The sequence below is a fragment of the Pseudovibrio sp. Ad46 genome (genome assembly GCF_001623065.1).
Classification (GTDB): domain Bacteria; phylum Pseudomonadota; class Alphaproteobacteria; order Rhizobiales; family Stappiaceae; genus Pseudovibrio.
This window is the reverse complement of record NZ_LMCG01000043.1, coordinates 39,753-66,014: the sequence shown is the minus strand read 5'-3', so window position 1 is coordinate 66,014 and position 26,262 is coordinate 39,753. Positions and strand designations below refer to the sequence as shown.

At 53.0% G+C, this 26,262-nt stretch carries 26 protein-coding genes; 15 read left to right on the top strand and 11 right to left on the bottom strand.

Annotated features, from left to right (window positions below; genetic code table 11):
• Nucleotides 1-45: 45 nt before the first annotated feature.
• The 5 genes from pcaQ (at nucleotide 46) to pobA (ending at nucleotide 5,590) form a co-directional block, all read left to right on the top strand.
• Nucleotides 46-984 (top strand): pca operon transcription factor PcaQ, encoded by a 939-nt coding sequence (gene pcaQ / locus PsAD46_RS11135; RefSeq protein ID WP_208981791.1) that lies wholly within the window; start codon nucleotides 46-48, stop codon nucleotides 982-984.
• A 248-nt stretch (nucleotides 985-1,232) separates the two neighbouring features.
• Nucleotides 1,233-2,267: a TRAP transporter substrate-binding protein gene (locus tag PsAD46_RS11130; protein WP_063292848.1), complete on the top strand. Its 1,035-nt coding sequence runs from the start codon at nucleotides 1,233-1,235 to the stop codon at nucleotides 2,265-2,267.
• A gap of 2 nt (nucleotides 2,268-2,269) precedes the next feature.
• Nucleotides 2,270-2,782: a TRAP transporter small permease gene (locus tag PsAD46_RS11125; RefSeq protein WP_063306874.1), complete on the top strand. Its 513-nt coding sequence runs from the start codon at nucleotides 2,270-2,272 to the stop codon at nucleotides 2,780-2,782.
• Nucleotides 2,782-4,137 (top strand): TRAP transporter large permease, encoded by a 1,356-nt coding sequence (locus tag PsAD46_RS11120; protein WP_063306873.1) that lies wholly within the window; start codon nucleotides 2,782-2,784, stop codon nucleotides 4,135-4,137. The genes PsAD46_RS11125 and PsAD46_RS11120 overlap by 1 nt, the downstream gene beginning before the upstream one ends.
• A gap of 235 nt (nucleotides 4,138-4,372) precedes the next feature.
• Entirely contained in the window at nucleotides 4,373-5,590 is a 1,218-nt protein-coding gene (gene pobA / locus PsAD46_RS11115) for a 4-hydroxybenzoate 3-monooxygenase (protein ID WP_063306872.1), read from the top strand.
• A 55-nt stretch (nucleotides 5,591-5,645) separates the two neighbouring features.
• Here the strand turns inward: pobA and PsAD46_RS11110 are convergent, their stop codons facing one another.
• The 6 genes from PsAD46_RS11110 to PsAD46_RS11085 all read right to left on the bottom strand — a co-directional run bounded on the left by PsAD46_RS11110 (nucleotide 5,646) and on the right by PsAD46_RS11085 (nucleotide 10,865).
• Complete coding sequence (locus PsAD46_RS11110) at nucleotides 5,646-6,539, bottom strand: alpha/beta hydrolase (RefSeq protein WP_063306871.1); 894 nt, start codon at nucleotides 6,537-6,539, stop codon at nucleotides 5,646-5,648.
• A 143-nt stretch (nucleotides 6,540-6,682) separates the two neighbouring features.
• Nucleotides 6,683-7,354, bottom strand: a complete 672-nt coding sequence (locus tag PsAD46_RS11105) for an HAD family hydrolase (protein WP_063306870.1) — start codon at nucleotides 7,352-7,354, stop codon at nucleotides 6,683-6,685.
• 143 nt (nucleotides 7,355-7,497) lie between these two features.
• Nucleotides 7,498-8,055 (bottom strand): hypothetical protein, encoded by a 558-nt coding sequence (locus tag PsAD46_RS11100; protein ID WP_057461494.1) that lies wholly within the window; start codon nucleotides 8,053-8,055, stop codon nucleotides 7,498-7,500.
• A gap of 120 nt (nucleotides 8,056-8,175) precedes the next feature.
• Nucleotides 8,176-8,982: a gamma-glutamyl-gamma-aminobutyrate hydrolase family protein gene (locus PsAD46_RS11095; protein ID WP_063306869.1), complete on the bottom strand. Its 807-nt coding sequence runs from the start codon at nucleotides 8,980-8,982 to the stop codon at nucleotides 8,176-8,178.
• A gap of 67 nt (nucleotides 8,983-9,049) precedes the next feature.
• Nucleotides 9,050-10,024: an amino acid ABC transporter permease gene (locus PsAD46_RS11090; protein WP_063306868.1), complete on the bottom strand. Its 975-nt coding sequence runs from the start codon at nucleotides 10,022-10,024 to the stop codon at nucleotides 9,050-9,052.
• 4 nt (nucleotides 10,025-10,028) lie between these two features.
• Nucleotides 10,029-10,865 carry a transporter substrate-binding domain-containing protein gene (locus tag PsAD46_RS11085; protein ID WP_063306867.1) on the bottom strand — a complete coding sequence of 279 codons (837 nt, stop codon included), beginning with the start codon at nucleotides 10,863-10,865 and terminating at the stop codon, nucleotides 10,029-10,031.
• A gap of 125 nt (nucleotides 10,866-10,990) precedes the next feature.
• On the opposite strand from PsAD46_RS11085, the gene PsAD46_RS11080 reads away from it, so the two are divergent.
• From PsAD46_RS11080 to PsAD46_RS11040, 9 genes are all read left to right on the top strand, one after another.
• Complete coding sequence (locus tag PsAD46_RS11080) at nucleotides 10,991-11,926, top strand: LysR substrate-binding domain-containing protein (protein ID WP_063306866.1); 936 nt, start codon at nucleotides 10,991-10,993, stop codon at nucleotides 11,924-11,926.
• A 642-nt stretch (nucleotides 11,927-12,568) separates the two neighbouring features.
• Entirely contained in the window at nucleotides 12,569-13,501 is a 933-nt protein-coding gene (locus PsAD46_RS11075; RefSeq protein ID WP_063306865.1) for a LysR family transcriptional regulator, read from the top strand.
• Between the two features lie 183 nt (nucleotides 13,502-13,684).
• Nucleotides 13,685-14,383 (top strand): glutathione S-transferase family protein, encoded by a 699-nt coding sequence (locus tag PsAD46_RS11070; protein ID WP_063306864.1) that lies wholly within the window; start codon nucleotides 13,685-13,687, stop codon nucleotides 14,381-14,383.
• 415 nt (nucleotides 14,384-14,798) lie between these two features.
• The gene (locus tag PsAD46_RS11065) at nucleotides 14,799-15,449 is read left to right on the top strand and encodes a prephenate dehydratase (protein WP_057461501.1); all 651 of its coding nucleotides are present in this window, start codon (nucleotides 14,799-14,801) and stop codon (nucleotides 15,447-15,449) included.
• Nucleotides 15,430-15,864, top strand: a complete 435-nt coding sequence (locus PsAD46_RS11060; protein ID WP_063306863.1) for a thioesterase family protein — start codon at nucleotides 15,430-15,432, stop codon at nucleotides 15,862-15,864. The genes PsAD46_RS11065 and PsAD46_RS11060 overlap by 20 nt, the downstream gene beginning before the upstream one ends.
• A 32-nt stretch (nucleotides 15,865-15,896) precedes the next feature.
• Nucleotides 15,897-17,093 carry an acyl-CoA dehydrogenase family protein gene (locus PsAD46_RS11055; RefSeq protein WP_063306862.1) on the top strand — a complete coding sequence of 399 codons (1,197 nt, stop codon included), beginning with the start codon at nucleotides 15,897-15,899 and terminating at the stop codon, nucleotides 17,091-17,093.
• Between the two features lie 61 nt (nucleotides 17,094-17,154).
• Nucleotides 17,155-17,703 carry a hypothetical protein gene (locus PsAD46_RS11050; protein WP_063306861.1) on the top strand — a complete coding sequence of 183 codons (549 nt, stop codon included), beginning with the start codon at nucleotides 17,155-17,157 and terminating at the stop codon, nucleotides 17,701-17,703.
• Nucleotides 17,700-18,371 carry a M23 family metallopeptidase gene (locus PsAD46_RS11045; RefSeq protein ID WP_063288024.1) on the top strand — a complete coding sequence of 224 codons (672 nt, stop codon included), beginning with the start codon at nucleotides 17,700-17,702 and terminating at the stop codon, nucleotides 18,369-18,371. The genes PsAD46_RS11050 and PsAD46_RS11045 overlap by 4 nt, the downstream gene beginning before the upstream one ends.
• Before the next feature lie 80 nt (nucleotides 18,372-18,451).
• A complete protein-coding gene (locus tag PsAD46_RS11040; RefSeq protein WP_063306860.1) occupies nucleotides 18,452-19,003 on the top strand; it encodes a gamma-glutamylcyclotransferase in 552 nt (183 codons plus the stop codon).
• Between the two features lie 37 nt (nucleotides 19,004-19,040).
• Here PsAD46_RS11040 and PsAD46_RS11035 read toward each other — a convergent pair whose 3' ends face one another.
• Genes PsAD46_RS11035 through tsaA form a run of 5 tightly spaced genes read right to left on the bottom strand, consistent with a single transcriptional unit; the run spans nucleotide 19,041 to nucleotide 24,504 of the window.
• Nucleotides 19,041-20,540: an ATP-binding cassette domain-containing protein gene (locus PsAD46_RS11035; RefSeq protein WP_063306859.1), complete on the bottom strand. Its 1,500-nt coding sequence runs from the start codon at nucleotides 20,538-20,540 to the stop codon at nucleotides 19,041-19,043.
• The gene (locus PsAD46_RS11030; protein ID WP_244273201.1) at nucleotides 20,527-21,411 is read right to left on the bottom strand and encodes an ABC transporter permease subunit; all 885 of its coding nucleotides are present in this window, start codon (nucleotides 21,409-21,411) and stop codon (nucleotides 20,527-20,529) included. The genes PsAD46_RS11035 and PsAD46_RS11030 overlap by 14 nt, the downstream gene beginning before the upstream one ends.
• A complete protein-coding gene (locus PsAD46_RS11025) occupies nucleotides 21,377-22,435 on the bottom strand; it encodes an ABC transporter permease (RefSeq protein ID WP_244273199.1) in 1,059 nt (352 codons plus the stop codon). The genes PsAD46_RS11030 and PsAD46_RS11025 overlap by 35 nt, the downstream gene beginning before the upstream one ends.
• Complete coding sequence (locus PsAD46_RS11020; RefSeq protein WP_063306857.1) at nucleotides 22,428-23,990, bottom strand: ABC transporter substrate-binding protein; 1,563 nt, start codon at nucleotides 23,988-23,990, stop codon at nucleotides 22,428-22,430. The genes PsAD46_RS11025 and PsAD46_RS11020 overlap by 8 nt, the downstream gene beginning before the upstream one ends.
• A 55-nt stretch (nucleotides 23,991-24,045) precedes the next feature.
• Entirely contained in the window at nucleotides 24,046-24,504 is a 459-nt protein-coding gene (gene tsaA, locus PsAD46_RS11015) for a tRNA (N6-threonylcarbamoyladenosine(37)-N6)-methyltransferase TrmO (protein ID WP_063306856.1), read from the bottom strand.
• Between the two features lie 263 nt (nucleotides 24,505-24,767).
• Here tsaA and PsAD46_RS11010 point away from each other — a divergent pair, with 263 nt between their 5' ends.
• Nucleotides 24,768-26,219 carry an SLC13 family permease gene (locus PsAD46_RS11010; protein WP_057461510.1) on the top strand — a complete coding sequence of 484 codons (1,452 nt, stop codon included), beginning with the start codon at nucleotides 24,768-24,770 and terminating at the stop codon, nucleotides 26,217-26,219.
• Nucleotides 26,220-26,262 lie beyond the last annotated feature (43 nt).

Sequence of the window (26,262 nt, the reverse complement as noted above, 5' to 3'; positions counted from 1 at the left end):
AAAATGAATAATGATATTATCCAGACTAATCATATTGAGATTGTTATGAATAACTTACGCAGATTAAAGCTCAGGCATTTAGAAGCATTTGTGGAAGTGTCTCGCCAAAACAGCGTGAGCCGCGCTGCGGAGGTGCTTCATCTCACCCAGCCAGCCGTCACCCGTACTATTCGCGAACTGGAAGAAATATGCGGGCAGCCTCTGATTGAAAAAGACGGACGCGGTATCCGCATCACTCATTACGGTGAGGTGTTCCTGCGTCATGCAGGCACCAGTCTGGCCGCTGCCCGTAACGGCATCAATGCATTATCTCAGCTCAACTATAGCGATGGCCCGATGGTCCGCATTGGCGCTCTGCCAACAGTGGCTGCATCGCTCATTCCGCAGGCTGTTAAGGCTTTCCTTGATACAGGGTTGCGAAACAGGCTTCATATCGTAACCGGAGAGAACCACGTCTTGCTGGATCAACTGAGAAATGGTGAGCTGGATCTTGTTATGGGCCGCCTGCCAGCACCAGAGAATATGCAGGGATTGGTGTTCGAGCCGCATTATCGCGAGCGTGTCGTTTTTGCCGTCGACAAGAACCATCCCCTCGCAGGAAAACCGCAGATCAGCGTGAATGAGCTGGATGCTTATCCGGTGCTAATCCCTTCTGCAGCCTCAATTATTCGCCCGTTCGTCGATCGGCTTTTCATTGAACACGGCATTCCTGAACCAGAGCAGGCAATCGAAACCGTCTCGGACTCATTCGGCAGAGCCTTCACACAGGAATACAACGCGATCTGGATCATTTCGCGCGGTGTGATTGCGCGTGAGATTGAAAGCGGCCAGTTCGTGGAGTTGCCGATTGATACCCGTGCGACGGTCGGCTCTGTCGGTCTCAACATGCGCGCTGGCGAAACGCTGGATACAGCGGCCCAATGCTTTGCCGAGATCCTTATGGGACTGAGCGAGCAGGAGGAAGTTCGCGCTCCAGCTCACTAAGTCAGAGCAAATTCAAGGTGCATATTGATACCCAATACGGCATGAGAAGCACGGTATTTTTCATTATTCATTTTGAAAAGTATATGTAATTCTCCGATTTCACAGTGGTGATTCCTAAGAATTCCCTTGGCGGATCATCCGGATCGTGATTAAGAATTTGACGGCCTTAGGGAGATGAGACTGCCCCAAGTAGCAGGATCAGGAAGGCTTGTCTGGTTTCGACCATTCTTCAGGAGGGTCACATACTTATGTTTGGTAATTTCAAAGGCTTCTGCGCTTCTACGGCACTTTTGCTTGCCAGTGTTTCCATGGCAGGTGCAGCAGAATACACATTTAAGCTCCACCACTTTCTAAGCCCCAAAGCGCCAGCGCAGACCAAAATGCTGGAACCATGGGCAAAGGCCGTTGAAGAAAATTCCGGCGGCCAGGTCAAAATCGAGATTTACCCGTCCATGTCACTTGGCGGTCGCCCGCCAGAGCTGGTCAACCAGGTTCGTGACGGCGTTGTTGATCTTGTCTGGACCCTGAACGGTTACACACCGGGCCTGTTTCCGCGCACCGAAGTGATGGAACTTCCGTTCGTGTTCCTGGATGATCCACGCGCGGCAAACCTTGCACTTTACGACATGTTCAAGAGCGATCTTGAAGTTGAATACAAGGGCTTGGAAGTCATGTTCCTGCACGTGCATGCAGGTGCAGGCCTTCATACGCGCGACAAGGAAGTCCGCAGTCCGGCTGATATGGCAGGTATGCGCATTCGTACGCCATCGCGTACCGGCGCATGGGTTATTGAAGCGCTTGGCGCGTCTCCTGCAGCGATGCCGGTTCCTGAGCTGCCGACAGCTTTGCAAAAAGGCGTGATTGATGCGGCGTTTATTCCTTGGGAAATCATTCCACCGCTGAAAATTCAGGAACAGACCGAGTATCAGATCGAAGGTGCTGGCAAAGCGCGCTTTGGTACTTCTGTCTTCCAGGTTTCCATGAACAAAGAGCGCTGGGAAGGGTTGCCTGAAGACATTCAGAAGGCTTTCCGTGATGCATCTGGTCCTGAGTGGTGGGCAAAGGTTGGTGAAGTTTGGCGTGCGACAGATGACTTTGGCATCGGCCTCGCTGTAAAGTCAGGCAACAAACACATCACTCTTTCTGAAGAAGAAACAGCTGTCTTTAGAGAAGCTCTGGCTCCGGTCGTTGACAAATGGACCTCAGAAGTCGCCAAAAAAGGCATTGATGGCAACGCGATTGTTGCAAAAGCACAGGCATTGATTTCCAAGCACAGCGAGTAGCTATGGGCGCCTTTCAAAAACTCGGACGCACCGGCATTGCCGGTGCATTCGAAAAACTTATTGTAGCATGGGCACTTACCGGCGGTTTGGTTCTGCTGGCGGTGGTCGCGATAAACATCTACTCCACCCTTGGCAACATATGGGCAGCTCCCTTTCCCGGAGATTTCGAGCTCACTGAGATCGGCGTTGCTATCGCAGTCTTTTCCTTCCTGCCTTTCTGTCAGATCACCGATGCCAATGTCACAGCGGACATTTTTACCAGTAAGGCTGGACCTCGTTTGAAAGCGTTTTTGGCGTTGATCGCATCGCTGATTGCGTTTGGGTTCGGGTTGTTGCTGTTGTGGCGGATGTACCATGGTATGTCTGATCAAAGAGAGTACGATTACACCACCGCAATTTTGCAGATCCCTGTTTGGTATGCGTATGTGCCTGTTTTGATTTCGCTTTTTCTGCTGAGCATTGGGGCGATTATTACGCTGAATGAAAACACCAGAGATCTGACTCGGAGAACCTGATGGCGGCAAGTCTTTTCATGGGCTTTGGAGCCCTCGCCATTTTGGTGTTCCTCATTGTCATCCGTATCCCGATTGCCTACGCGATGATCCTTGTCGGCGGCGTTGGAATTGCTCTCATCAACGGCCCGATGTTACTGCTTAGTCAGTTGAAAACATTGGCGTATGGCCAGTTTGCCATTTACGATCTCTCCGTCATTCCGCTGTTTATTCTGATGGGTGCGCTCGCCTCGAAAACCGGCTTGAGCCAATCTCTGTTCAGAGCAGCAAACGCATGGCTTGGCTGGATGAAGGGCGGCACGGCTATGGCCGCGATTGCCTCCTGTGCCGGATTTGGCGCTGTTTGCGGATCATCACTCGCAACCGCCTCCACCATGGGCAAAGTCGCTCTGCCAGAGCTGAAGCGTTATAATTATTCAGGTGCTTTAGCGACTGGAACACTCGCGGCTGGCGGAGTTCTGGGAATTCTCATCCCGCCAAGCGTTGTTTTGATCATCTATGCGGTGATCGTGGAGGCGAATATCGTTACTATGTTCGTTGCTGCGTTTATTCCGGGTATTTTGGCCGTTCTTTTGTTCCTCGCGGTGATCGCGCTCTACGTTTTCGTCAGTCCCTCATCTGGCCCTGCAGGTGGTGCCGGAACGCGAGAAGAGTTCCTCGCAGCCTCCCTCGGCGTGCTGCCTGTACTGACCGTTTTCGGACTTGTCATCGGCGGCATCTATTTCGGCTTCTACAATCCAACACCAGCAGCTGCTGTGGGTGTGTTTCTCGTCATGATGTTTGGACTGCTCCAGCGCAATCTGTCCCTCAGCGATATGATCGAGGCGCTGAAGGAGACAGCAGCGACTTCCGGCATGATCTACCTGATCCTGCTGGGTGCGGAGCTGCTCAAGATCTTCATGTCCCGCATTGGCTTGCCGCAGGAGACAGCGGCGTGGATTGCAGGCTCCGGTCTGGAACCCATGACTGTGATGCTGCTGATCCTGCTGGCTCTGATCGCGCTTGGCTGCCTGATGGACAGTATGTCCATGATGTTGCTGGTCATCCCGTTCTTCTGGCCTGTGCTTATGGAGCTGAACGGCGGCATGTATCAGGGAGCAGATGGTGCCGGATATGGCATGAGCACTGAGGACTTGAAAATCTGGTTCGGTATTCTGGCGCTGATTGTCGTTGAGCTTGGACTGATTACGCCGCCAGTGGGCATGAATGTCTTCGTGATTTCAGCTTTGGCAAAAGACACACCGATGATCCAGACCTTCAAAGGTGTTGCGCCATTCTTTGGCGCCGAGCTGGTGCGTGTCGCAATTCTGGTGAGCTTCCCAGCGCTAACCCTTTGGCTGCCCAGAGTGCTTTCCTAAAACGCAAAACAACAGGTTGTCTTGGCAGCGCTGATTGCTGAGACAACCGAATGGATCAAAGCGCTCTGATAGCAAATTCGCTATAAATTCTGCCTATAAATCAATTTTACATATCAATCATAAACAGCAACACTGAACTTCATTCAAACGTGTATTTGCAATCCATTTTACTTCTGACTTAGCGCATACCCCATTGCCGCGATCTGCCAGATGTTTTGAACCTAAGGAATTTTTCATGACCCACCATAGAGATCGTACTCAGGTTGCGATTATCGGCGGCGGTCCTGCTGGTTTATTACTCTCTCACATCCTGAGCGAAAACGGCGTAGACAGCGTTGTCCTGGAACAGCGCAGCAAAGACTATGTTCTCTCTCGCATTCGTGCTGGTCTTTTAGAGACCGGCACAGTCCAACTGCTCCGCGATTATGGCCTTGCGGAGCGTATGGATAAGAATGGTAAGAGCAAAAAAGGCTCATGGATTACGCGGCAGGGCTTTGAAAGTCATTTCATTGATACGCACAAATGGACTGGCAAGGAGATGATGGTCTACGGCCAGACCGACATAACCGAAGACCTGTATGACGCCCGCGAACGTGCTGGCGGCAACATCATCAACGAAGCCACTGATGTGACCCTTCATGATGTGACCTCTGACAAGCCTTCTGTGACCTACGTGAAGGACGGGCAGACCTGTCATCTGGACTGCAACTACATTGCTGGCTGCGATGGCTTCCATGGTGTCAGCCGCAAGACCATTCCTGACGACATTTTACGCACCTACGAGCGGGCTTATCCGTTTGGCTGGCTTGGCATTATGGCGGAAGTGCCCCCCCTGCCGGATCTGGTCTATGCCTATCATGAGCGTGGCTTTGCACTTGCCTCACAGCGCAACCGTCTGTTGAGCCGCTATTACATTCAGTGCCCGCTGACAGACAGTGTTATGGACTGGTCCGATGAGCGGTTCTGGGAAGAGCTGATCGCCCGCTTCCCTGCGGATGTGGCGTCAGATATCGTCACCGGACCCTCTATTGAAAAATCCATCGCACCACTCCGCAGCTTCGTGGCTGAGCCAATGCAATACGGACGTATGTTCCTCGCAGGCGATGCTGCTCACATTGTGCCACCAACCGGAGCGAAGGGGCTCAATCTGGCGGCCTCTGATGTGTTCTATCTCTCACGCGGATTGATTGAGCAGATCAAGAGCAATCACGCCGCTCATCTGGAGCGTTATTCCGAGCTGGCTTTGCGCCGTGTGTGGAGCTCTGAGAATTTCTCGTGGCGGATGACGCAGTTGATGCACGTCTTCCCGGACATGAACGGGTTCGATGCCAAAATCCAGCAAAACAGCTATGAGCTTCTGCTGCAAAACGAGACCCAGCAAAGAGCGCTGGCAGAAGAATATGTTGGCTTGCCGTTTGAAGAGCTGGACGCGCTGACCTTATCAGCCGCTTAATCCAGCGATTGGAGAGAGGTCCATCCCTCTCTCCCCACCACGAGAACGCGGCTTACTATTCTGTTTTGTCAGCAATTTCAATAATTGCTGCGGCAAAGGCCTCGGGGTTTTCTTGCGGCAGGTTATGTCCTGTACCCTCGACGAGACGCGCCTCATAATATCCGTTGAAGTTTGTTTCGTGCCCTTTGCTGTGCCGCGGTGGGCTTACGCCATCATTCGCACCAAGCAATGCAATGGCTGGTACATTGATCTTCGGCTGCGCGGTGAGCAGAACCTCGATCTTCTCAAAAGCGGGATCTCCCTCAACCAGCCCAAAACGGTGTCTGTAGGAGTGGATGACAGTCTCAACGAAATCAGGATTGTCAAAGCTCTCGGCGCTTTCGCGGAAGGTTCGGCGAGAAAACTCCCAGGTGGGTGACCATTGCTGCCAGAGCATTTTTGTCAGCTCTTCGCGGTTCTCAGTCAAACCATTGCGGCCACGTTCACTCTGGAAATAGTATTGATACCACCAGAGCTGTTCCTCCTCAGGCGAGGCAGGTCGGTAGGCTGCGGGGATGTTCTGGATGTTGTAGTCCACCCCGCCACTCACGAGCCCCCTCACCTTTTCCGGCCAGAGGGCAGCGGCGATGCAGGCTGCGCGGCCACCCCAGTCATAGCCCGCAACAATCGCCTGCGGCAGCTCCAAAGCCACCATCAGTGACCGCAGATCAAAGGCCAATGCGCCTTGCTGACCGGAGCGCGGCGTTTGCGGAGAAAGATATTGGGTTGGCCCGTAGCCACGCAAGTAAGGGATAATGCATCGAAAACCGCGATTGGCGAGGATGACGGAGACTTCGTCATAGCTGCGCACATCATACGGAAAGCCATGAAGCAGAACAGCTGGAACACCTGATTTCGGCCCAACATCCATATAGGCGATGTTCAGCACCCCGGCTTCAATAAACTTCATATGTCCAGTCCCCTATATCGCGCGGTCCCTTGCGCAACACTATAGATCAGGCCTGCTATGAGAAAGTAATAAACTTTCATACTCAAAAGCCTCCGAACAGCCAAAATCGCCTGTTCGGTACGCCGAAAGACCTAAGCCGATATTCAAAAAGCCTTCAATACTCCACCTAACTCTGACAAAGACTGAATTTCTGCATCAGCTCGTGTGGGAAGATCTGTCGGCCAGATAGCGCCATTCGGAAACCAAACGGATTTCATTCCAACTGTTTGGGCCCCGGAAACATCAGCCGTTGGAGAGTCGCCAACAAAGACGCAATCTTCAGTCCGCACTGATAGATTTCCAGCTGCAAGTTGAAAAATCTTCGCATCTGGTTTTCGCAACCCAACCGCCTCTGAGATAATGTAGTCGTCGGCGAGCCGGTCCAAATTTAGAGCCAGAAGAGACCTCAACTGTATGTCGGTTCTTCCGTTAGTGACAATTCCGATTTTTGCACCCAAGGCCCTAATTTCACTAAACGCCTCATTAAGCCCCTCAAACGGCATCGCAAATCGCCATGCGTTTCGCATGTAGTGATCGTATAACTCAGCTGCGAGATTTTGGTCGTCTATTCCAAACTCTTTGAATAGCGTTTGGTACACTTTATATTTTGACGACTTCCCGCGATTGTCGAGCTCCAACAAACGAGCCACGACATGAGACGGGGTTGGGAACACGTTCGGGTACTGGTTGTTTAACTGGTCTTCTGCGAACGCCTTCAAGGAAGACGTGCGAGCAAAAAGCGTTTCATCAAGATCAAATATTACTGCAGAAATCATAGCTGGACTGTGAACACCTTAACGGCAGTTCGTCAAGTTCCGCTTTGGCTGCACTCCGCCTGCCCAAGCATACCAGTTGTTGGAGATGGTCAATTCAGGATGACGCTTTATTACTCAGTGTGAGACCTTTTGGCTTCGCAACATCAGCAAGGAGGAAGCCATTCTGCAAACTCACATTTAAGGCGGGCAACTTCTTCTGCATTTTGCATGAAGCAATCGAAGCCGCCGTCATAAGGCGCAAATATGCGTGATGTTTCCCGGTTCATGAGTAAAAAACGCTCTTCATCCTGTGCTGCATCTTTAAGGGCTTCGCGATAGACCTCAGGAAACCAGCGCACCTCATTGCCGTAAAAGCCTATGGTTTCCTCTTCGCCCCATGGGTCATCCTCATACTTCCATTTGAACCAGTACTTCAGACGAAACTGATCAAGAAGCTTGTGACTGTAAGGGAGAGGATACTTATCGAAATTCGGGAAATACGAGATGAAGAGGCAATTCTGCCCCTCCTTTAAAATCCGATTGGCCAGTACCCTGCCTCTGTTAAAGACAATTGCAGCTTCTTCCGGCGTTTCTGCGTATCGTCTTGTATCCGGTAGTGCATGGAACCTGACCCACCTTTCGGGCAGTACATCACGGAGGTAATGGCTATAGGGAGGGAGGTCTCCAAAATAGCCTTTCCATTCATCAATGAACCTTTTCACAATGATACAACCCTGTCTCAACCACTCAGCGGAACCATTGAATAATCAGAGGACACTTAGTTGAGATTGGTTCGAATTTTCCTAGGTAAATAGCTGCAATCCGTTTTGAATTGAGAAGAATTACAGGAACGCCTTCACATCTTCTGCGCTCAGCATCGCCTTAGAAAAGGCCGCAAAAATGCGGGTGGAAACAGGATTGCTCACGGCTTCAAATTCCGCATGCCACTGAATGCCAAGGAAGAACGCTTTGTCTGGATGGTGAAAGGCTTCAATCACGCCGTCCTCAGAAAGAGCATTAAGCACCAGTCCGTCTCCAAGCGTCTCAACCGCTTGTTCGTGCAGAGAGTTTACCTGATGGTCGTCTTCACCAAGGATAGAGTTCAGCAGTCCAACCTCTTCAAGGATGAGTTGATGAGCTGCCCCGTATCTTTGTTTTGGTGGCAGCGTGTAGTCGATGGGGTGGTGCAGCGAAAACTCATGGTTCGCATAAAGGTCATTTCGGATTGTGCCGCCGAAAGCCACATTCATTTCCTGCATGCCACGGCAAATTCCAAGCAGTGGCAGGTCATTTTCAAAAGCGGCACGGATCAGCGCAAATGCAGAGGTGTCGCGCTTGTCATCAAAAGGGCCATGGCTCTCAAAGGTGCCGTCATTGTTGTAATACGCAGGCTGAATGTTGGAGGCATCGCCTGTCAGAATAAGCCCGTCAACCAGCGACAGCACATGAGCCAGTTCTGCTTCCTTCAGGAGCGTTGGGATGATGAGAGGGATTGCCCCAACAGCCTGCAATGCGGCTGTCAGGTACTTATCATCAATGGTTTGCGTTCCAAGGCCCGCATCTTCTGAGGAATTCGCCAAAATTCCGACAATGGTTCTTTTATCAGCAGCCACGCTCTGCGGCGTGGTTTTGCCAGTCTTGCTTGTCATAAGCGTATCCCTTCAGGGCACGAAAACTCGCGGCGCACCTACGCGCTCAAAATCAATGGAAGAATAATTATCGCTTCAGCGATTTTGCGTAATGTGTCTCAATTCGCTGTTGCACAAATTCCAGCATGACCGACATGACCCAATAGATGATGGAGGCGGTGATCAGCATCTCCAGAATCTTGAAGTCAGATCGTCCCTGCGTTCGTGCAATGAACATGATGTCCCAGACGCCGACGACTGAAACCAGCGAGGAATCCTTGAGCATCGCGATGAACTGGTTGCCCGTTGGCGGCACAATAACCCGCATGGCCTGGGGCAGAATGACTTTTCGAAACGTCAGCAAACGCGGCAGGCCCAACGCATCCGCAGCTTCCCATTGCCCTAGCGAAATCGACTGAATGCCAGAGCGGAAAATCTCGGTCATGTACGCCCCATACACCAGCGACAGCGCGATGATTGCTGCTGGAACGGGCGAAATGACATAGCCAATCTGCGGCAGGCCGAGATAGATCAGGAAGAGTTGCACCAACAACGGCACGCCGCGAAAGTACGAGGTATAAAATGCCCCGACACCCTCAACCACACCAATACCGGAGAGCTTTGCGGTAGCACCCAGCAAGGCAAAGATGAAGGCCAGTGTGATCGCAATGGCAGAGACATAGAGCGTGGTGAATGCCCCTGTCGTTATCAGAAAGGGCAGTTTGCGCCCGATAAACTCAAAACTCAGCTCAAAGCTTAGGAAGAACCCGAAAGCACCTGCAGCAAGCAGAAGCCACACAGTGATCAGCTGAGCACGCCGGGACAGGCTGAGGATGAGAAACCCCAGCCCTGACGCCAGCAGGAAAAACACCATGGATACAGAAAAACGCCCCCACCAGCTGGCAAGTGTTTCTTCACTCATCGCAGGGCGAAGGAATGACCCGATCACGCCTTGATTGAACGCGAGATAAAACGCGATCACAAAGGCCAGTGATCCAAGCGTTGCTGCTGCTTTCAGGCGGGCCGGACCCTGCCTGAAAGCGCCATTGGTGAGTGTGACCATGATCTTACTTAACGCTCACGAGGTCCGCGCCGTGCCATTTCACGGAGAGCTTGGTCAAAGTGCCGTCACTCTTCATGTCCTCAACAATGGAAGCCAGCTTGTCACCCAGTTCCTTATCGCCTTTGTCGATTGCAATCGCCAGCGGCTCATAGAAGATCGGGTCACCCAGCTGTTTGATCGGCAGACCCTTCTTCATCGCCTGCTGAATAACAGGAACAGACTGCGCCAATGCATCAAGACGCACGCCATCGCCCAGAGATAGTTCGTCAAACTCGTTGATATCGCTGTAAAGTTTGATTTCACCCGGCGTCACAGCGTATTCGAACGCCGGTGCACCAACCGCATCAATCTCAAGCTTGTGCTCCAGGTACTTGTGGTAGGTGGACGAGCCCACAACGCCGATCACCTTACCGTCCAGATCTTTAAGCGATGTGGCCTTGGAGTTTTTGTGAACCGCAAAAGCTGCCGGGGTGTAGTAGTACACGGCAGGGAAATCCAGCACTTGTGCGCGGGCTTTTGTTGGGGTCATGGACCCGACAACCATATGCCATCTGCCAGACCAGCGGCCCGCAGTCATGATTTCCCAGCCCGGCGTTACAAACTGCACCTCAACACCAAGACGCTTAGCGATCTCTTTGGAAACGTCAATGTCAAAGCCCTGCAGTTGGTTGTCGTCTCCCATAAACGCGTTGGGGCGATAATCAGAGTTAGAGCCCACGAGCAACGTCTTGCTCTTCATAATCGCATCCAGAGCCTCTCCCGCCTGTGCGCTCATGCCAACAACGCTTGCAGAGACAAATAATGCAGCCCCTAAGATGGCTTTTCCGGTATTTTTAAACATCCCAACCCCCAAATTCGTCATTATGACGGATATTTCTCAAAGTTTTGGGCAGTTTATAAGTGCGGGTCAGAGCAAGACAAATCAGTCTGATTGATCCATGTATAGAAAAACTCTATACATCATTCATGGCTATCTCCCGACGTTTCGTCCCTACCCTACAGGAATTACGTGCACTTGCGGCAGTTGCACGGCACAAATCCATCTCCGCTGCCGCGCGGGAACTGAACGTCTCACAACCAACGATATCCTATCATATCAAACAGTTAGAAGAGCGTTGGGACGTCAAGCTGTTCCGCATGAACGGACGAAATCTGGAGCAGACGGAGCTGGTTCAGGATATTCTTTCGGAGGTCTCTGCAATCAACAATGGTATAGAGAACCTCTCATACCTACTCGCCAGTCAGACCGCACGAAAACAGCTTACAATCGGCATTGCGCCATCTCTTGCCTCCATTATGCTGGTCCCGCGTCTGGCCCAATTCTCCGCTTTGCACCCGCATGTGGCGATCCGGATCAGTGCAGCCAATCGCTTCGTTGATTTTGCAGAAGAAAAGCTCGATGTGGCACTACGTCTACTGCCCAAGCCTGAGGGTGACCTCGGCGCATCTCCGCTTATTCCCCTGCCGCAGGAACGTATGCGCGTGGTGTGCTCGCCAAGCTATCTGGAGGCCATCGCGGGAGAGCGTCTGGCGCCACATTCAGCTCCGGTTGAGCTCTTCGCCAAGGCTGACTTCATCCATGAAGACGAAGCCTTCCACTGGCAGAAGTACCTGGAAGCCAGTTGGCCAGACTTTTCCGGCCAGATGGTGCAGCAACTGACGTTCAACAACACGGACCTTATCCTGCAAAGCGCTATTGCAGGCCGTGGCTTTGCCATTCTCAGAGATCTCTATGTCATTGATGCATTGAATGCAAGCACGCTTGTGGAGCCGTTTGCTGAGACCCTCCCATGCCAGCGCGCCTTCCAGTTTGTCTTGCCAGAAACATCTATCCCCTCAGCCCCTGTGTGGGACTTCATCAACTGGCTGAGCAACGAGATGACTCAGATGCAAATTCGCTAAGCCTCTTGCGTCAAAAACCATCTGGATAAGCTCCTCAGACAAACCCTCATGCTCCCGACACATTGTCAGCTCGCCCTCGCAGTTCCCGTCAATGTGCCGAGGAAGTAATCACCGTTTGCCCCATCTGCCCAAAACATCGCCAAGCAAACAAAATTCCATCTCTAAGTGATTATCAATAATTCACTTTAGCACTATACAATATTCATTGGTTATGTATTGTCATATTAAATAAATATAATTCCTATATTCATAAATACAAATTCTCACAGCAATAAATACAACAAAATTAAAATCACTAAACCAAACTACGGAAACAAACTACTTATATGATGACGAGCAATCAAATTATTCATCGAAACCTCAAAATAATTTACTTATCGCGGCGGAATCAAACATCGCTATCACAAGGAATTCAGGAACTCAGCATCCGGCCCGGCAATAAGGCCGGAAACGCATTTCGCAGAAGAACAGGCATTCAAAAGTAGGCTTGGTCTGACTGCAGAGTTATCGTAGGGTGATAGCGGGGCATACCCGTTAAGCGGGTGCCAGCACACTAGCCCAAAGCCAACGGCTGAGCATAGTTATTGTCCTTTTCAGAGCCGAATACGTTCAAGAAACTCTTTTCTTATTGGAAGGAAAAGGATGGACATTCATCAACTCAAAACCTTCGTGACGGTCGCGCGCGAAGGCAGCATAACCAAAGCTTCAGAATTGCTCTTTCGCAGCCAGCCAGCTGTCAGTGCGCATATCAAAAACATGGAAGAGACATTGGGATTAACGCTCTTCCAACGGACACCCCGTGGAATGGCGGTCACCCCCGACGGACAACGCCTCCTCACGGAAGCACATCAGTTGCTGGACCGGCACCAGAAATTTCTGGAGGAAGCATCACGCCTGCGCGGCAGTCTTGCTGGTAGCCTGACCCTCGGCGCTGGTCGCAACTCAAGCACAGGCGTTGTAAGCAATCTGCTTGCAGCTATGTCTCAGGAGTTCCCTGAGGTTGAAGTTGAGCTGCAACACCGCCCCTCTGTGAAGGTGCTGGAAGGCATTCGCAATGGCAGCCTCGACGCCGGATTTTATACGGAAACGGGCGAGGATGACGCCGGACTGTCCACGTTGGAGATCTCCAATTTCTGCGTTTACCTCGCAGCCCCTGCGGACCTTGTGCCCGTTGCGGCTGAGGTGAACTGGAAGGCGCTTGAAAACGTGCCGTGGATCTACCCAAGCGGCAATTCCTGTTGCGGGCGTGTGGCAAGGGACCTTCTGGACACGCATGGCATCAGGCCCAAGCGGGTGATCAATGTGGATGATGAGGGGGTTACACGTGCTTTGATTGCCAGCGGTGTTGGTATCGGGCTCGTTCATGCCAACTCAACAAACCCTCAAGAGAACCAGGGCGACATCGTCTTGCTCTCGCAGGTGCAAAAATCAGCCCGCGTGTTGTTTGCGCACCTGTCCTGCCGGAAAGAAGACCCGGTGATTGCGGCGGTTCGTTCCATTCTGGCGACAGACAATTGCACGAGCCTTTCGTTTCAGGACGACCGAACACTAGAGGCGGCCCTTATCGCCTCCTGACACTTTCAAAAGAACCAGATTTGCAAGACTTCAGCTCAGCAATGGGCTGAAGTCGCTGCACCCTGCTTTCCAGTTGGGCGGATGGCTGCTCTGCCCAGTTGGCGTTAAAGACAAAAACAATCCGGAATACTGAGGAATTTTTTAGCGCAAACCCATTGTTTAATTCTCATCGGGAGAAGCCACATGCAAAGACTTCTTTACAGCCTCAGCGGAGCCTCCGGGCAACATTACTCCCCGCATGTCTGGAAAATTATGATGTCCCTGAAGCACAAGGGCCTTGATTTTGACCTGAAGCCGGTTTTCTTTGGCGACATTTCCAATATTGAAGACGGATCTTTCACCAGCGTTCCTGTGCTCAACGACCAAGGCAAGCTTTTAGGCGATAGTTTTGAGATCGCCGAGTATCTGGAAGACACCTATCAGGACGCACCCAGCCTGTTTGATGGCGCTGGCGGTCTCCAGCTTTCCCATTTTGTGGAAAGCTACTGCAAAACCGTCCTGCACCCGACATTGGCAGTGATTGCTGTGATGGATATGTACAACATCATGAATGATGCCGACCGCGCCTACTTCCGGCCTGCACGCGAAAAACGGTTCGGAAAACCTCTCGAAGAGGTCTATGCAGGGCGAGACGCTGAACTGAGCACTTTGCCGGAGAAGTTGAACCCTGTGCGCGACCTGCTCACCAATCAGGATTGGTTCGGTGGAGAGAGAGCGATGCATGCAGATTATGTTCTGTTCGGCACCTTGCAGTGGTGCAAAGTGTGCTGCCCAGATCCAATTCTTGCTCCAAGCGACCCTGTCAATTTGTGGTTTGAACGCATGTTGGATCTTCATGATTACATGGGTCGCAAAGCTCTCAGCGAAGCTGTTGCCGCCTAGCGCTGTCTATATTTCGCGCAACTCCAAATTACTAAGCCCTTAAGAAGGCATCGCAATTTTTTGCGGTGCCTTCTTTTTATGCAACCGCCTGTATTATCAATAATTTAGAAGCAATAACTTCCGCTGAGGCATTCCTCATCTATCCTGAGGGAAGCCATCAGTTTTTTCAGCTTGTTCAAAGCAAACCTTTCCGGCTCCATAGGGTCACACGAAAAAATATTACTGGACGCGAGGAACAAATTTCACCTCAAGACCGGCAGAGCAAACGGAGATTTATCGGAGTCTGCGCGTACTACCGCTCTGCCCATGCATAAGAACAACGACAAGCCAACGCAGTTTGTCAGGGGAGCGCCTCGCGCAAATCCTGCATCGGCATTTTTCAGTCTTTCTTCCCAAGTGAAGGATCAGAGAATTTATGGATGCACATATTGAAGCCTCGGACTATTTGGCCAAAGGAACAGCCCCACTGTCCTTTGATTGGGTCCGGCAAGTTCACACTCTGGGGCCGACTGGTACGAACTGCGAAAGAGCAGCTCTGACATGGGTACAGCGTCACTGCAAAAACGCCGAGGTCTTTCTTCACCCGACCATGGAAATTGCAGCGGAAGCCGTTGCTCAATGCCGCAAGTCCGTTTTGCTGAGTGTCGTCGCCTACCCGCATCTTCATTCAATTATTTACGAGCACATCGGCCAGCTGAAACTGATGGACGTGTTCATCATGAACACCGACAACATGGTGCTGGCCTCTTCTACCGGCAAAACACCAGCCCTTTGCGCAACGCATCCGGCACCGGAAAAACTGATCCCGGCCTCTATTGAGCGCAAGTACGTCACCAGCAACGCGCAAGCCGCGGCTGTGTGCGCCAAAGGCGAGGCTGATGGCTGCATCACCACGCTGTGCGCCGCCAACGAGTTTTCTCTGACAGTCCTGACAAAGCACGGTCCCGTGCCTATGGGCTTCACCATTCATGGTCCGTTGCAGGCCGCAACACAGACCCAGCCTTCATTCACCAATGATTTTCAAAACCCCAACAGGAGGGAATTTCATGACACAGAAAGCTTATGAAACACCAATCGATATCCGCTACCGCGATACAGATTCAATGGGTCATGTGAGCAGCCCGATCTACTACGATTACATGCAGTCCGCTTATCTGGAATACATGCATGATCTGCTCAAGCTGCCTAAGTCTGAAAAGCTGCCGCACATCATGGTGAAGACCTCTTGTGACTACGTTTCTCAGGCTCTTTACGGCGACCATCTGGTTGTGTTGAGCCGTGTGACAAAGTTTGGCGGCAAGAGCTTTGAGATGCAGCATGAAATGCGTCTTGGCGATGCAGATGGCCGTGTGGTTGCCAATGCAGCTTCCACTCACGTGATGTTTGATTACGAAAAGCAGGCGACCTATCCGGTGCCGGATGAGTTCAAGACTGCGGTTGCAGCTCTGCAAGAACCTGTCGCAATGCACGAGCCAGCTTAAGATCCGTCACTTTTGAAATCTGGAGATCTCTGATGGATCTACAATGGAATGAACGTCAACAGGCTCTGCGAGCAAAGTATGCTCAAATTGGCAGCCAGATTGACCACTCAGAGCTTCATGCTGGCAAGCAGGCATTTGATCAGGACACATGGGACCGGCTTTTAGAAGCCGGTCTCTGGAAGATCATCGTCCCGGCAGAATATGGCGGCGCAGGCACAGACTGGTGGGACTTTACCGCTGCTCTGGAAGGTCTTGCATGCTCCGTGCGTACGCCGGGTATTCTGCTTTCTGTCATAGCACAGGCAGGCATGGTTCATGCACTCAACCTGTTCGGCACGGAAGCGCAGAAGAAGGATTATCTTGGCCGTATCCTCAAAGGAAAGCTGAGCGCGACTGCAATTGCAGACCCTGATACAGGCACCGATGTACGCTCCACCTCTTCTGTACTGACACCGGGACCAAATGAGACGTTCATGCTCAATGGTGCCAAGTACAACATTGCCCATGCGCCCGTGGCGGATTTCACGCTTGTCGTGTGCAAGCTGGATGGTCATGCGCGTGACGGTATCTCGCTCATTTTACTGGATGCAGGCACCAAGGGCCTTGAAGTTGGCGACTACGACCAGAAACTCGGCAATCTGGATTTGCCAACCGGGCCGATGAAGTTCACCAATATCCCGCTGCATTACGGTGATCTGCTTGGCGTTCCCGGCAAGGGCCTGCGCAACCTGATCACCTTCGTCTCCCTCGGCAGGCTGTATTACGGTCTGGTTTCGGCATGGATGATTGAGCCGATGCTGAAGGAAGCGATGCGCTACGCGCAGGAGCGTCAGACCTTCGAAGTGCCGGTGCTTGAGTTCCAGTACGTGCAGAAGAAGCTCACCGACATGCGCATCTCCGCAGAATCCGCCAAGTGGACGGCCTATGGCGCGCTCCAACAGCTTCTGTCCGGTGCACCGGAAGCCGGCATGACCTGTTCCATTGCCAAGTTGGTTGGCGCTGAAGCGATCACCAGTGGCGCGATTGACCTGCTCAAGCTCTACGGCACCAAAGGCTATCATCAGGGCGAGGTTTCGACCTTCCTGCGCGATGCACTGGCGTTTTGCGCTGTGGGTGGCACTGAGGAAATGCACCGCCGCAACATCATCAGCCAGATGAAACGGCTGGAGGCGAAAGCGGCAAAAGAAGCAGCGCCCGTGCGCGAAGAACGCTTGCTTGAAACCGCATGATTTGATGCAGGCCCCGATATTGCCGGGGCTTTGCACTCTTTTGCATTTACAGGAGACTTTTATGGAATTCGCCAAAGTCGCATTAGCGGCCACTCTTCTGGCAGCAACAACCGCCGCTCCCACTCTGGCAAAGAATGGTGTTGAGCGTGTGCCAACCAAGATCGATTGGCAAGCAGCCAAAATCGCTGCAAAGCGGTCACTCGCGCGGGATCCAGCCGCCGTGGAAAAGTTCGTCGCCGCTACAACTGGCAAGCTCAGTTACATTGAGCTGCCCGTCCTGATTTTCGGCAGTGATGCGAAGATGGAGACACCACAGTTCGGAAGCCAGAACTCATCCTATGCTGCGTTTTACACTCTGGAAGGCGCACAGATCAGTATTCTGGGGTCTCACAGTGTGCTGACCGGAACGGAAGATCTCACCGAGCATCATAAAGCGACGGCGCATGAGTCCATCGGCAACGGGGCAGACTACAATCTGAACCGCTACGGGGCGCATTACACAATCCGCCTGACCTGCGACAACCCGATCAAAGACACGCGCTGCCGTAAGCCTGATTTTCTTCAAAGCGTCGTTCAGACCCTCCTTGTTGTGAATGGAGCAAACCAATGATGCGATTTATCTATCTCTGTCTGGCCCTGACCTTTGGCTTCTCCGCTCACGCAGATGACAGCTCCCGTTTTATGCAGCCGGGAGACCTGATTGCAGACACCGGTAAAGGTGTTGCAAGCCATGCCATCTTTTTCCCAAACATGCGTTTTCCGGTGGAATCCGGCCCAGCCTATGCTAACTCTCACGCCTATGCACCGGGTGGATTCAAAGCTGACGGCGGGTCCGAGTGTGATCCGGTGAACTATTCCTACCCATGGCGCGATAACTTTTGCGAGTTCCGCAGGGCCGATCTGCCAGTTTGCGCGTCAGGCGGCCATCAGGGGCAAGACATTCGCCCGGCATCATGTGAAGCCAGCAAGCACTGGGCCGTTGCAGCAGAAGACGGCATTGTTGCCCATGTAGGTCGTTTTGGTGTGACCATCCAGAGCGCCACCGGCACGTTGTATCGTTATGTGCATTTAGACATGGCCACTCTGCAGGTGAAGCCAATGGACAAGATTGTCCGCGGCAACCGCATTGGCAAGATCTCCAACAACTGGCTTGGGCCGCTACCAATCCATCTGCATTTCGATGCAAAAGACACGGTGTTGCTGAACGGGGAACCGAAATCAGTGTTCCTGCCGCCTTACACCAGTCTCGTGGCATCCTATCAATTGATTATGGATTGATCAGCTGAGATTTGATCACGAAGGGCGCCTTTCACGGTGCCCTTTGTGCTTTTCAATGTTCTCCTGAAAAGGGAAAAGAAATGGAAAATATTCTCTGGGTCTTTGGCTACGGCTCGCTCATCTGGCACCCCGGTTTTGAACCCGTTGAGCAAGTGCCCGCTCGTCTTGACGGTTGGAAACGCCGGTTCTGCCTGTGCTCCCTGCGCTACCGTGGCACCTTCGACAAACACGGTCTGGTTTTGGCACTGGATGCAGCACCTGATGCGTATTGCAGCGGCGTTGCTTTGGGCATTCCCCGTGATGGGCAAGAGAAGGTGCTGGAAGACTTACGCAAACGAGAGCTGTTCAATCCAGCGTACAGAGAAATCATCACCACGCTTAAACTGCAGGATGGACGCGAGGTTGAGGCGCTCACTTATGTGGTCAACCGCGAGCATGAGCAATACGGTCAGTTCAACGCCGAAGAGCAAGCGCAGATCATCGCGACCGCCGCTGGTGAGCGTGGCCCGAACTGTGACTACCTCTGGAACACCGCAGACCACCTGACCGAACTCGGCATCGCCGATCCGGATCTGGACTGGCTTTCGGACCGCGTACGTTCAATTCGGTCAAGTGAAGCAGCACCAGCCTAAGCAAACCAGCACGTTGCCAAAACGTGCTGGCTCTTTTTCAACTGGCAGCATTTGTTTGCGGGGCTTGGCTGCAAATGAGTTCGCCCTGCTCCAAATGACAGACCTTGTCTGCCAGCGAGCGGGCGGCGGCGTGATCGTGGGTGAAAAGTACCAGAGCCATCTTCTTGTTGCGCATCACACTGCGCAGGATCTCCAGCACCTGACTGCGGGCCTGCATGTCCAGAGCTGAGGTGGGCTCATCAGCCACCAGACACTGAGGTCGGGTCGCCAACGCCCGTGCAATTACCAATCGCTGCGCTTCACCGCCAGAGAGCTTTCTGGTTTTGCGGCGCAGGAAGTCTGAATCCGTCGGCAAACCAACCCGCTCCAACAGCCGCGTCAGCTCAGACTGATCCCCGCCAGACAGCATCAGCGCTTCTTTCAGGACCTCGTAGACAGTGAAATGACAAGCCATAGCGCGGTGCGGGTGCTGTGGTATCAACGCCACCACGGACTTGGCGCGCCCTTCCTCGTTCTGCCAATAAACAAAGCCGTCCTGCACAGTTTCATAACCGCTCAGCAACCGCGCAAGCGTGGTTTTGCCGCTTCCACTTCCCCCCAAAATCGCGAGACACCGGCCTGCTGGCACAAATGCTGAAATGTTGGAGAGCAAGGCTCTTCCATCAAAGCTGTGATGCAGTTTATCAAGGGTCAATCCATGACCACTACGTGCCTCCAACTCCGGATACCCCCCTTCTCCACTTGCCAGGATCGGGGCTGAGTTATGCGCGTTTCGCCTCAGTTTCAGCAGTTGCTGGGTGTAGATGCTGCGCGGCCTGTCGAGCACCTCTTCAGCTGTCCCGATCTCAGTCAATCTGCCTTTGCGCAGCACAGCCACATGGCTTGCCAGACGGCGTGCCAGTTCAATGTCGTGTGTGATCAGCATCTGGCAGCGGTCCTCACTCCCAGCCAGAAACGAGCGAATGGCTATTTCCCGATTGAAACTGTCCAGCGCGGCGGTCGGCTCGTCCATGATCAGAAATTCAGGCGAGTTCGCCAGAGCAAGCACCGTCAGCACACGCTGAATTTCACCGCCGCTCAGAGCCGAAGGATAACGATGTAAAAGACGCTCCGGAATATTCCCTCTGGCACATTCCTCAAGCGCATCCCGTTCATAAAGCCCATGAGCCTGCAGCATCTCCTGCACATGTTGCAGGACGGTCAAATGAGGGTTTAATGCATCCGACAGCGCTTGTACGATCAGGCCTGCAGAACATCCCCGCATGCCTTGCAATTGCGCGCGTGACGAGCGCAGGACATTCATGTCTCCCAGCCAGGCCTCTCCATTCCAGCTGAAATGACTGGAGGCCAATGGCTGTTCATCTTCTGCCAGCCTGCGCCCTTGAATGAGACCCATAAGAGAGCGGGCGAGGCTCGTCTTGCCACCGCCGGGTTCTCCGATGACCGCCAGAGTTTGCCCTTTGTGGATCTCAAAAGAGACATCCTCAAGCAAAGACTGGCGACCATAGTAAAGATTAAGCTGCTCAACGCGGATCATGGTGTTCCTTTCCGCTGAGGCTGCCGTTTGACATGTAGCCTTCACCAATAATCAAAATGCCAACAAGAAACAGAGAAAGCGCACCCGCTGGTGGAAGCAAGAGCCAGAGCCATGCATCCGTATAAAGATAGTCCATTGAATCCTGTATCATACTGCCCCAGGTCAACAGCCTTGGATCAGTCAGCCCCAAAAACCCGAAACCGGCAGTTTTGAGGGCCGCCTGCCGTACATTTTGCAAAAATAGACCGACAATTGCGGGCCAGATCGCGGGCAGGATGTGGTGGCGCAGACAGTATCTGCGACTGGCCCCCATCCTCCGCGCAAAATGCACATTCTCGCGGGTCAGCTCCCGCAGCAAAATCGGCAGAGCAACACGCACATCCTCATGCCAGCCAGTCAGCGACAAAAGCACCACAAGCCCAAGGAAACCGGGTTGTATCCAGGCCGCCAACAACAGCAGCAACAGGATGGACGGGATCACCTGCAGCACATCCACCAGTCGCAAGACCGCGCTGCGTATGCGCGGCCCGCCAAACGCAGCCAGACTGGACGCTGCTAAAGCCAGCGCCAGCGCCGCGGTGGCTGTGATGAGTGCGAGAAACACCGTGATTGGTGCAGCTCTTACAAGGCCGACAAAAACATCCTGCCCAATCCCATTGGTGCCAAGCCAGTGGTCCATGCTCGGGGCTTGCAAAACATCCGGGCTGGTCTTGTAATGAGGCAAACTTTCTGACAGCGCAAAGCCTGCCATAACCAGCACAGCCGAGGCAGCAATCGCTCCTCGTGAAATGAAACCGGCACTTTGTGTGATAGGTGACCAATAACCAAGCATGAGATCACCCTCTACGCGCCAGGCTTGTTGCGACGGCATCAATGACCCAGTTCAGCAGCAGAACCAAACCAGCCATAACGATAACCGCACCCTGCAACAAAACGTAGTCACGATCCAAAATAGCGTTATAAATCAAGTGCCCCGTTCCGGGATAAGAGAAGACAATCTCAACGAACAGGACAGCACCAAACAAGCCCGTCAGCGCATCACTCATTCGTGCCAGAAAAACCGGAAACAGGCTTCTCCCGTAATAAGCCGTGCGCAAGCGCCAGCCTTTGATGCCACGCCCGCAGGCATTGAGAATGAAAGGCCGCTGAGACAGCGTGATCGCCTCTCCCCGTGCCAGAAAATAGAACCGGGATATTTCGTGCAGCGACAGGGCCAGCACAGGCAACACAGCGTGGCGGGCAATGTCAAAATCCCGCTGCAACGGGTTATTGCTGGGAAAAAACGGCTCAGATCCACCGGAGGGCAACACGGGCCACACAATGCCGAAAGCAAGCAGCAACAGCACGGCAGAGGTGAATGGCGGAATGCTGGCGACAACTGTCACGACGCCAGTCGCAATCCTGTCAAAGAAAGCCCCAGGCGCCTTGCCAGCTTCAATGCCACCAGCAGCCCCTGCCAGAAGAAAAATCGGCGCAGCGCAGGTGATCAGAAGCAAGGTCCAGGGAATAGATGCTCTGAGCAGTTCCGAGACAGGGGCAGCATGCGGAACCGAGTATCCCAGATCGCCTCTGACAAGGTCCCAAAGGTAAACGCCAAGCTGTTGCGGCCAATCTCCCGCCAGGCCGAACTGGGCTCGGAGTTCAGCACTCTCCGCACCAGTGAGGTTACGAGAAAGATCAGAGGCAAGAAACACTTCAACAGGATCCCCTGGAAGCATTCGCGGTAAAAAGAACACCAGCAAAACCAGCAGGGCAAACACCAGAAGGCGGATGCCAAGGCCAGACAGCATGTTTAAAATAATCGGAGGTACCACAAGAACGGCCTGTCTGTTGTCGGTTGTCTTATGCCAGCCACCCGAAGGCAGCTGACAATGGGTGTCCAGCTGATCAATCAACCAGATAGGATTTATGGAGTGCTGAAGGGACGCCGATCGCCACACCGCCGGGCATAAACTGAAGGGCTGAAAGCTTATCGTTGTAAGCCGTCACCATGTGAGGATTTGCGATGGCATAGGCTGGTAGTTCCTCAGAATAAGCCTTCTGAAATTCGCCCAGAATTTTCTGCCTCTCCGTTTTATTGGTTGCAACAGACTGAGCAATCACCAGCGATTGCAGATGCTCACTCTGATAGCCATCGCTAGCCCATTTACGCCCAAACACACGGCGCATGATTCCATTCGGATCGCCAAGAGTACCGGAGGCATAAAGGGCCAGATCATAATTGCCCTCAGACAGAGTGTCCTGAAGCGCGGCACGCTCTAAAATGCGAACCTCCAGCTCTATGCCAAAGGTCTCCAGTTGTTCTGCAAGGACTTTCGCTGTTTTGCTTTCGCGCCTGCTGGCAAGAAGGCGTAAAACAACCCGCTCTCCATCACGATACCACAGCCCATCTTCTCCTCGGTCCCACCCTTTAGAGAACAGCAGATCAGTGGCCCGCCGAGGATTAAAGGAATACTCAGGATGTTTGTCTTCAGAATGCCAGGGCGACTCCTCCTGAATGAACCCGGTATCTGCAACATCTGCCGTTTTTTGGAAAACAGTTTCGATGATGGCAGGCCGGTCAATCGCATAGGCAATCGCGTGGCGAAGCGTCTTGTCGTTGAATCGTCCGCTGTGGTTGAACCCAAGACGCAGGGAATGGTGGCTAAACGCCTTGGCAACGTTCATGCCTATCGCTTCGGCCTGTTCCAAACGGTCCGGAGGCAGATAGGAAATCACGTCAATCTCCCCAGCATGAGCCGCCCGCAACGCCGCATCTGTCGCCATCTTCACAATTGCAATGCGTTTAAATTTCGGCTTGCCCAGATAATAGTCTGCATTGCCTTCCAGCACATAGCGCCCTTGTGCCTTGCTGTACTCAACAAGGCGGTAAGGTCCGCTGCCAATAACAGCATCCGGTTCTGCAAAACGCTGTGGTTCAACCACATCCTGATAAACGTGTTTTGGCAGGACTGGCATGGAAAGCAGGAGCCCGTTCAGCAACCCTGCATCTGGCTTTTTGAGAAAGATCTTGAGGTGATCAGGAGAGATAACCTCGGCTTCTCTCACATTCTCGACGGAAACAAAGACGTACGGATGTTCCTTCATGTAGCTAAAAGTGAAAGCTGCATCTGCCGCTGTAACCTGCTGCCCATCATGCCAGGACGCACGCAGATCCAAATACAGATCACAGGTCAAGCCATCCTTGGAAACAGTCCAGCGCCGCGCCAGTGCAGGGACCAGATCGCCGTCTTTCGACTGACTCAACAGGCTATCAAAAACGTATGTGGTGTAGAGGTAACCAATGCCGTTTCTGCCATGAACATAAGGCGCCAACATCCCGCGATCTCCGCGGGCATCGGTTATAACAAGCTGGTTTATGGGACCAGCAATCCCCGCAGCTATTGTCAGCAGCAGAGCCGCGACAGCTGCAATTACAACGCGCACAAGAGGTTGGTGAAAGATGTGCATGTCTCAGACTTTCTGAGCGGGACGCACGGCAACATGCGCATCCTCAGGTTCCGGATCATGGCTGCCACGCAATTTGCGCAGTTGGCTGGTGGTCTTCTATAGGGACATAGGGTTTGATATCCAGAATTGGCGTGCCATCGATGCAATCCAATCCACTCACTGTCAAAACGTTGCCGTCCCGTTTGATTAATTCAACCGAGCTCAAACCAATCGGGTTCGGCCGGTTGGGTGAACGGCTGGCAAAAACACCACGTGCTGCTTCCTCTCCGCGGGCACGCCGAACAAGCGCGGTTCCGTCAGAGTGGTGCAGCCAGTACATCACCCAAAGATGAGAGGCCATCGTGATGTTCAAAAGCGCATCCGCATAAGGAGAGGCAATTTCCAGTTGGCTCTGGGCAGGGTTGCGACGACTGGACTTCGGGCATTCGCGCGTTTCTGAAAAGCCTGAGCGCACAAAGCCAATCGGGTTCATGATGATGCCTGAAGACACCGTGGTTTCCTGCTGATTATTCATTTATGAAGCCGTAATAGGTTGCAAAATTAAACACTTAACGTCTCCAAAGCCAAAGCCTACCTTAACAACAGATCGATACTTGGAGACGATATCCGAGTAAATTCGATTTATCAGATAGGCTACCTCAGCTTTCCTGAGGGCGCATTTATCAGCATATTCGAAAATGCTGAGGCTATGCCTCTGATAAATCGATTGGATTATTGGCAAGCGCGAAAATCATAGTTCTGGCACCTCATTTTTCAAAATCAGAATCACAGGTCGCTATGACAGATCACACCCAGCACGACACAGCTCCGGCCTCCGGGCTCAGTCCCACGCCCGAAAAAATAAAATCCTCGTTTAACACCAAACAGACCTGGCAGTTTCTTGGAGTGGCTATTGCCGCCACAATCGCGGGCCTTCTGGCTTCCGCTTATCTGCCTGCTGGCATGGCCGTTGCTGCGGTTTTATCCGTTGGTTGCCTCGGCTTGTGGGCAACAGGTGTGGTGCCGGAATACTGGACCGCGCTCGCCTTCTTCTTCGTTGCCATCGTGATAGGCATTGCTCCGCCGGACGTGGTGTTCTCCGGCTTCCAGACGTCAACCTTCTGGCTGCTGTTTGCAGGCCTTGTGCTTGGCGCCTCCATCAAGCACACCAAGCTGGACAAACGAGCTGCCGTTCTGTTGATGCGTTTGCCGCTCAACAGCTATGCCGGCTTGGTCTCCAGCATTGTTGCCTTCAGTGTGGCGCTGGCGTTTGTGGTGCCGTCTTCCATTGGCCGTATCATGATTTTGCTGCCGGTGATCTCCGCCCTTGCTGCACAGATCGGTTTCAAGCCCGGCTCCAACGGGCGCACAGGTATGCTGTGTGCGGCGGCCTTTGCGACCTTCGCTCCAGCCTTCACCATTCTGCCTGCCAATGCCCCCAACATGATCCTCGCGGGGATGAGCGAGAGTCTGTATGACCTCAGCATTTCCTATTGGGATTACCTGCGTCTGAACTTCCCGGTTCTGGGCATCCTGAAATCACTCATCCTTATCGGTCTGACGCTGGTCCTGTTCCCGGACAAACTTCCTCAGGACGCGCATGAGACCACAGAGGAAGTACCACCCGTTAGTGCTCCTGAACGGCGCCTGATGATCATTCTGGCCCTGTGCCTCATCTTCTGGCTGACGGACAGCCTGCATCCGATTGGTCCTGCATGGGTTGGTCTTGCTGCGGCTCTCGCCTGCTTCTGGCCCAATGCCAAGCTGACTTCCAAAACCTGCATCAATCAGGACCTGAGCTATGGCTCTCTGATGTTCGTCGCGGGCATCATGGGGCTGGGAGCGGTTATCTCAGTTGCCGGACTGGGTGAGGCTTTGGTTCAGGCTGTTGGCGGCAAAGCCGGGTTTGCTGAGGACACACCAATTTGGAACCTGTCCGTCCTCACTGGCCTGTCGACACTGGTTGCCATGGCAACAAACCTGCCGGGTGTGCCTGCGGTGATGACCCCTGTTGCCGGGGATCTGGCAGATGCCACTGGCCTGCCCTTGCAGACTGTTTTGATGACGCAGGTTATGGCGTTTTCCAATGTATTTCTGCCGTTTCAGGCGCCGCCACTGGTCGCCGCCATTCAGGTTGGAAACCTGCCGCCGAAGGCCGTGATCAAACTGTGCCTGACGCTGTTTGCGATCAGCCTGTTCCTGCTTGTCCCAATCGACATGCTGTGGTGGTACCTACTCGGATTTCTTTAAGCACCCTCAGGCGGGCCCACACAAATTCTGAGGCCCGCCTTCC